Origin of the sequence: Streptomyces sp. NPDC059900 (assembly GCF_050270335.1) — a bacterium.
Classification (GTDB): domain Bacteria; phylum Actinomycetota; class Actinomycetes; order Streptomycetales; family Streptomycetaceae; genus Streptomyces.
In genome coordinates this window covers 1-6,491 of the sequence record NZ_JBNNJZ010000470.1, presented here as the reverse complement: position 1 = coordinate 6,491, position 6,491 = coordinate 1, and the positions used below count along the sequence as shown (strand labels likewise).

Genomic DNA, 6,491 nt, shown 5'->3' with positions numbered 1-6,491 from the left:
GAGCCTGCCGCACGGTAGGGCGCAGCAGAAACTTGTAGGCGCGTATCACCGCGATCACCCCCTCCAACTGTGGTGACGACTCTAGTGCGGGTCACTGACAACGGCGGTCCGCCCAGCGGCGAACCGCCGCTTGCTGCCCCGCTCACGCGGGAGCTTCGTTTCACCACCCCGCCCAAATGCGGGGGTACCCACGAAGGAGACAGATGGAAAGCAGACCCAGAAAGCACCGGCACACCATGAGCATCCTCAAGGAACGGGACACATCCCGCTCGCCCCTGATCGGCGCCGCCGATCTCGCCGCCCACGCGGACCTGCCCGCGCCCGCCGCGCACACCGAAGCCGAACTCGCCGCCCTGATCGGCCTGTTGACCCTGCCGAAGGCGCGCATCGAGACCGTCACCCTCGGCCACAGTCGCGACACCGCATCGCGTGCCGCCGCCGAAGCCTTCGCCGAGGCGTGGACGGCCCGCGGCGGCACCATCCTCACCACGGTGAGCTGGCCCGAGACGGCCGCCTCGTGGCTGCGCCCCGCGCACCGCCTGACGGCGCAGCTCCCGGACGCCTGGGTCCTGGCCGCGGCGCCGCTCGGCCTCGCCCAGCTGGCCCGCCGCCTGCGCCACTCCACCGACTGGGACCCGGCCCGCAGCTACGCCTTCGCCTCGCTCCAGGACTCCCGTGTCCCCGCGCTCGCCGGAGCCGACGTGCTCCACGGCCTGCGCGGCGCCACCGCCGACGGCGCCGTCTGGGACGTGCGCCACGGCTGGGTCACCGTCCGCCCGCCCGCCGGGGAGTCCGCGTGAGCGCCCTGATCCCCCGCCCCACCAGCGAGATCGCCCCCGGCGCGGTGCACGTGCCCCAGTGGCTCACCCCGGAGCAGCAGCGCGAACTCGTCACGGCGTGCCGTGCCTGGGCCACCGGGCCGGTGCCGATCCGCCACACCGAGCTGCCGCGCGGCGGGGTGATGTCCGTGCAGACGGTGTGCGTGGGCTGGCACTGGCAGCCGTACCGGTACACCCGTACCGCCGGGGACGTGAACGGCCGGCGGGTCGCGGAGTTCCCGCAGTGGATGGTCGACCTGGGCCGCCGGGCGCTGACGGCGGCGTACGCAGACGAGTCCGCCGCCGACTACACGCCGGACACGGCCCTGGTCAACTTCTATGACAGGCAGGCCAGGATGGGCATGCACCAGGACAAGGACGAGCGGTCCTCGGCCCCGGTGGTCTCCCTGTCCATCGGCGACACCTGCGTCTTCCGCGTGGGCAACACCGAGACCCGTAACAAGCCCTACACCGACATCGAGCTGGCCTCCGGCGACCTGTTCGTCTTCGGCGGACCCTCGCGCTACATCTTCCACGGCGTGCCCAAGGTCCACGCGGGCACCGCGGACCCCGGAACCGGTCTGGCCTCGGGACGCCTGAACATCACGATGCGGGTCACCGGCCTGCCGGGGTGACCCGGCCGGCTACTCGAACCGCGAGGTGTCGCCCGCGCCGCGGCGCACGATCTCGGCCTCGCCGCCGGAGAAGTCGATGACCGTGGTCGGGCTCGTGCCGCAGTCGCCCGAGTCGACGACGGCGTCCACCTGGTGGTCGAGCCGTTCCTTGATCTCCCAGCCCTGCGTCAGCGGCTCCTCCTCGTCGGGCAGGAGCAGGGTGCTGGAGAGCAGCGGCTCCCCGAGCTCGGCGAGCAGCGCCTGCGTGACGACGTGGTCGGGGATCCGGACCCCGACGGTCTTCTTCTTGGGGTGCAGGAGCTGGCGCGGCACCTCCTTCGTCGCGGGGAGGATGAAGGTGTAACTGCCGGGCGTCGCGGCCTTGATCGCACGGAACACGTCGTTGTCGACGTGCACGAACTGGCCCAGCTGTGCGAAGTTCTCGCAGACCAGGGTGAAGTGGTGGCGATCGTCGAGGTTGCGGATCTTGCGGATCCGGTCCAGGCCGTCGCGGTTGCCCAGCTGGCAGCCCAGCGCGAAACAGGAGTCCGTCGGATACGCGATGAGCGCACCGGAACGGATGCTGTCGGCCACGGTGCTGATGCTGCGCGGCTGGGGGTTGTCGGGGTGCACGTCAAAATACTTGGCCATCCGCCGAGCGTACGTGATCGTCACAGCAGTCCCCGGTTTCGCAGGCGACCCACTGCGGGCCGTTGCGTACGCGGGCGGCTAGTCGTCGTCGACGACGGTGACCAGCGCGAGCGTGATGTTGTCGGGGCCGCCGGCGTCGATGGCGGCTTTCCACAGCTCGAAGACCGCCCGGCCGCCGTCGTGGGCCGCGAGCAGCTCGTCGAGTGCTTCTTCGGGCACGGGGTCGGTCAGGCCGTCCGTGCACACCAGGAAACGTTCACCCCCGACGAGCGGCACCGTGCTGACGTGCGGGGTGACCGCGCTGAACCGGAGCGCACCGCCGAGCGCCTGCGTCACGATCGACGTGGTGCGCCGGCCCGGTGCGGGCGGCGGGCTGTCGTCGACGCTGACCTGGCGCAGCGTGCCCCCGGCGCCGTTGCGGCTCACGTCGAGCACGCGGCTGTCACCGACGTTGAACACCAGCAGCTCGGAGCCGAGCACCACGACCCCCGCGACCGTGGTGCCCATGGTGGCCAGCTCGGGATCGCGCTCGGCGGCGTCGTACACGGCGTGATTGCAGGCGCTGAGCGCGTCGCGGAGGGCCTGCTCGCTGTCGAGGACGGGCCCGAGCGACGCCAGGCGCCGTGCGACGAGGCTGCTGGCCACCTCGCCGCCGGGCTGGCCGCCGATGCCGTCGGCGACCGCGACGACGAGGGGATTGCCGAGCGGAAAGCCCAGCGTCTGCGGGTTCTCGCTCGTGGTCCCGCACAGCGTCCACGGGCCGACGGCCAGGCTGTCCTCGTTCTGATCGCGTACGAGCCCGGGGTGGCTCAGCGCGGTGACTGTTGTGTACGGCATCCCTGTCCCGCCTCTCCGCAACGGCAGGCGTATTTCGCCCCACCATTGTCACGCCGCGAGCCGCCCGCGGCTCAGTTGCTGCCCGTGGTCGACCCCTGCCCGGCGGTGACCGCGCGTGCCATGGTGGGGGACCCGGCTGGTCTGGACCCGTCTTCGGTCGCGGTGAGGAGCGTACGCATGCGCGGTACAACGGTCTTGCCCGGCGAGGGAAACAGCGGATTACCCGGCGAGGAAGGCATGCCGACGCACCGCCTGGAGGTGCCCATGCCCAACGCGCTGCCGTTCGCCGTCGGCACGTTCGACACCATCGGGCCGATGTCGCGCGCCTCCTTCCCGCACCGGCACACCTTCCACGAGATCGTCCACGTCACCGGCGGCACCGGCGGACACGTCGTCGACCTGGCCCGCTTCGCGCTGAGGCCGCCGAACCTGTGCTTCATCGCCCCCGGCCAGGTCCACCACTGGGAGAACGTCACGGGACTGGAGGGGCACGTCATCCTCTTCACCGACGACTTCCTCCTGGACCACCCGGCGGACCTGTCCGCGCTGCGCGCCCTCGGGCGGCGCTCCTGGCTCGAACTGCCCGACGAGGCGGCCGACCGGACCGCACGGCTCGTCGCCGATCTCGACGGCGAGTACCGCACGGGGGCCGACGGCTTCCAGAGCGTGCTGCGCGCCCTGCTGCACGTCCTCGTGGTGCGCTCGGCGCGGCTGCCCGCACAGCACCCGGCCGCCGCCGGAGCCGAACCGCGCTCGCGGCCCGGCTCGGTCGCCGCGGAGTTCGTGGGCCTGCTCGGCACCCCGGAGGGCCCCCTGTACTCCGTGCATGCGTGCGCGCGCCATCTGGGCGTCTCCGTGAGCTACCTCGGCGAGGCGGTAAAAGCCTCCACAGGGCGCACGCCCGGCGAACTCATCCGCCAGGCCCGCGTGCACGAGGCCAAACGCCTGCTGCTGCGCACGGAGTTGTCGGTACGTCAGATCGGCGTGCGGGTCGGCTTCGGCGACCCGGCCTACTTCTGCCGGTTCTTCCGCCGCGAGACCGGCGCGAGCCCCGGCGACTTCCGGCGCGGCGACGGCGATATTCACCACGACCACCGCCTTGAGTCCATCGCCCGTACCCGCCCCCTTGCATAGCTTCGGTGCCGATCCGGAACCCACCCCACCCCTCAGGAGGAGAGATGGAGCACGAGATCGGCACGACCGGAGACGGCACAGGTGACGGCGGAGGCACCGACGGCGGCGGCAACGGCAGCGGTCCCAGCCGCAAGACCGTCCTGAGAGCGGCCGCCGCGGTGGGCATGGCCCTGCCCGCGGCCTTCATGGGCGTCCCCGCGCTCGCCAGGACCGCGGGCGAGCGGGGCGTGGTCCCGGAGGCCACTCCGGCCTGCGACGACGGCGACGACCCCACGCCCCCGCAGATGGAGGGGCCGTACTTCAAACCCAACTCCCCGCAGCGCACCTCGCTCCTGCAACCCGGCACACCGGGCGTACGGCTGACCGTCACCGGCTATGTCTTCGGGCGTGCCTGCCGGCCGATACCCCGGGTCCTGCTCGACTTCTGGCAGGCCGACACCTACGGAACGTACGACAACACGGGATTCCGTTTCCGGGGGCACCAGTTCACCGACGCGACCGGCGCGTTCCGGCTCACCACGATCGTGCCCGGCCTCTATCCGGGCCGCACCCGGCACCTGCACGTCAAGGCGCAGGCGCCGGGGCGACCGGTCCTGACGACCCAGCTGTACTTCCCCGGCGAGCCGCGCAACAACACGGACCCGATCTTCGACGCCCGGCTCCTGATGAACGTGCGCACCGTCGGAAACGCGAAGGAGGCGGACTTCGACTTCGTCCTGAACGTGCCGCAGTAGCCCGTGAGCGGGGGCGGCTTGCTCAGTCGCCCCCGCCGCCGCCCCCGCCTCCGCAGTCGGAACCCGAACCGGAGTCGTAGTGGTCGGAGGAGTCCAGCCCGTTGTCGAGGGCTTTGCCCATGCGCAGCAGGGTCCGGCCGAGGCCGGGCGGGATCAGCTGCGCCTCCGTGACGCCGCGCCGGACCGTGCCCGTGGGCAGCACCCCGGGGCCGCCGCACACGTACGCGGGCAGGCTCTCGTCCTCCTCGGCCATCCGGAGCCGCTGCTTGCCGGTCCGGGTCAGCTGGTGCCTGGCCCGGGTCACCAGGCCCCACTCGGCGAGCCGCCCGGCGATCTCCTCCACCTCGTCGGACTCCCGCAACTCCGCGCACACGGCGGCCGTGCTGCGGTTGCGCAGGCACGCCGTGACCAGGGCGCGCTCGACCGGATGCGCCGGCAACTCGCCCTCCGCGGCGCGCACCCGCGACGCCCTGAGCCTGATCAGCCCGCTCTCGGCGAGCGCGATCACCGCGCACTCCACCACCCGCCGCGGCCCGCCCGCCAGATACGCGACGTCGTACACCCCAAGGGCCCGCCGTGCTCCCACCGCCGTCGTGGCCCGCCTGAAGTACATCCGCATGCCCCCACCCCCTTCGGACACCCCGTCTTTCGGCTGTGGTGCCCGATGGCGGGAGCGCACATCCCCCGCCCTGGCTTGTTCAGAGCAAAACTTGAGGGTCCCGGCCTCACCCGTCTCTCTTGACAGCAGCCGCCCCGCGGCGATCGCCTGGTGTCCTGCCGCGCGGCGACGCGTCGGCCGCAATGCCGGGCACGGGCACAGGGGGAGAGGCAGGCCATGCTGCGGGTGCACTTCACGGCCGAGGACCTGGCGCGGGTGCGGGTCGCCCCCGGGCCCGACTTCCTCTGGGAGATCAGCAACAGCGTACAGACGCTGCAACGCCGGGACGGGGCGCGGGAGTTCGGTGAGTGGCGGCGCTGGGCGCGGCCGCGTCTCTCCGGCAGCTGCCGGCTCCTGTCGCCGCTCCTGCCGCCGCACGGCTGCTCCCCGGACTTCCTCACCCCCACCCACGCGGCGGGCCAGACGCTCCACGCGGCCGTCGACACGCTCGTGCGCACCCCTCGTCCGCGGCTGCGCACCGACCTGACGCGGGTGGCCGCATCGCGCCGTCTTCCGGGCTGGACGGAGTCTCTGGCGCGTGGCGACGGCGCCGCGCTGCGGCAGTTGGGGCAGGCGCTGCACACCTACCACCTGGAGGCGCTCGCGCCGTTCTGGCCGCGCATTCACGCCCAGATCGACGCCGACCGCATCATCCGCCTGCACAGCCTCCTCGACGGCGGCACCGAAGGGCTTCTGGCGGGCTTGGGGCCTCAACTGCGCTGGCGTCCCCCGGTGCTGGAGGCCGACTATCCCGTGGATCAGGACCTGCGTCTGGACGGCCGGGGGATCACCCTGCAGCCCTCGTTCTTCTGCTGGCCCACGCCCGTCACGCTCGCCGACGGCGAACTGCCCCCCGTCCTGGTGTATCCCATCGACCACGCCATGGACTGGACCCGCCCCGAGCCCCCCGGCCGTACGGACGACGGCGCCCTTGGCCCGCTCCTCGGTCACACGCGTGCCGCTGTCCTCAAGGCGGTGCGCACCGGCTCCTCCACGGTCGAACTCGCCCGTCTCCTGGAGGTCACCCATCCGGCCATCAGCCAGC

7 protein-coding genes and 1 pseudogene are annotated in these 6,491 nt (G+C 72.3%); 5 read left to right on the top strand and 3 right to left on the bottom strand.

Annotation, left to right across the window (positions count from 1 at the left end):
• Window positions 1-203: 203 nt before the first annotated feature.
• Complete coding sequence (locus tag ACQKIP_RS36470) at window positions 204-800, top strand: hypothetical protein (RefSeq protein ID WP_365867234.1); 597 nt, start codon at window positions 204-206, stop codon at window positions 798-800.
• The gene (locus ACQKIP_RS36465) at window positions 797-1,453 is read left to right on the top strand and encodes an alpha-ketoglutarate-dependent dioxygenase AlkB family protein (RefSeq protein ID WP_365867232.1); all 657 of its coding nucleotides are present in this window, start codon (window positions 797-799) and stop codon (window positions 1,451-1,453) included. The genes ACQKIP_RS36470 and ACQKIP_RS36465 overlap by 4 nt, the downstream gene beginning before the upstream one ends.
• Before the next feature lie 9 nt (window positions 1,454-1,462).
• On the opposite strand, the gene ACQKIP_RS36460 is transcribed toward ACQKIP_RS36465, so the two are convergent.
• Window positions 1,463-2,083, bottom strand: coding sequence for an L-threonylcarbamoyladenylate synthase (locus tag ACQKIP_RS36460; RefSeq protein WP_365867230.1), 621 nt, complete (start codon window positions 2,081-2,083; stop codon window positions 1,463-1,465).
• Window positions 2,084-2,161: 78 nt separating this feature from the next.
• The gene (locus tag ACQKIP_RS36455; protein WP_365867229.1) at window positions 2,162-2,920 is read right to left on the bottom strand and encodes a PP2C family protein-serine/threonine phosphatase; all 759 of its coding nucleotides are present in this window, start codon (window positions 2,918-2,920) and stop codon (window positions 2,162-2,164) included.
• A gap of 177 nt (window positions 2,921-3,097) precedes the next feature.
• Between ACQKIP_RS36455 and ACQKIP_RS36450 the strand changes: the two genes are divergently transcribed.
• Together ACQKIP_RS36450 and ACQKIP_RS36445 are read left to right on the top strand one after the other, a co-directional pair.
• A complete protein-coding gene (locus tag ACQKIP_RS36450) occupies window positions 3,098-4,054 on the top strand; it encodes a helix-turn-helix transcriptional regulator (RefSeq protein WP_365867226.1) in 957 nt (318 codons plus the stop codon).
• Between the two features lie 44 nt (window positions 4,055-4,098).
• Window positions 4,099-4,785 (top strand): annotated as a pseudogene (locus tag ACQKIP_RS36445) (carbohydrate-binding protein); the annotation flags it as partial.
• 25 nt (window positions 4,786-4,810) lie between these two features.
• On the opposite strand, the gene ACQKIP_RS36440 reads toward ACQKIP_RS36445, so the two are convergent.
• A complete protein-coding gene (locus ACQKIP_RS36440; RefSeq protein WP_365867223.1) occupies window positions 4,811-5,407 on the bottom strand; it encodes a TIGR04222 domain-containing membrane protein in 597 nt (198 codons plus the stop codon).
• 216 nt (window positions 5,408-5,623) lie between these two features.
• Here ACQKIP_RS36440 and ACQKIP_RS36435 point away from each other — a divergent pair.
• Window positions 5,624-6,491 (top strand): transcriptional regulator (locus tag ACQKIP_RS36435; protein WP_427745124.1); only part of this gene is annotated, 868 nt, incomplete at its 3' end.

Excerpts from the sequence above, each read along its gene's own strand:
- ACQKIP_RS36440 (WP_365867223.1), bottom strand. The coding sequence starts at position 5,407 with ATGCGGATGTACTTCAGGCGGGCCACGACGGCGGTGGGAGCACGGCGG.
- ACQKIP_RS36455 (WP_365867229.1), bottom strand. The coding sequence starts at position 2,920 with ATGCCGTACACAACAGTCACCGCGCTGAGCCACCCCGGGCTCGTACGC.
- ACQKIP_RS36460 (WP_365867230.1), bottom strand. The coding sequence starts at position 2,083 with ATGGCCAAGTATTTTGACGTGCACCCCGACAACCCCCAGCCGCGCAGC.
- ACQKIP_RS36470 (WP_365867234.1), top strand. The coding sequence starts at position 204 with ATGGAAAGCAGACCCAGAAAGCACCGGCACACCATGAGCATCCTCAAG.
- ACQKIP_RS36450 (WP_365867226.1), top strand. The coding sequence starts at position 3,098 with ATGCGCGGTACAACGGTCTTGCCCGGCGAGGGAAACAGCGGATTACCC.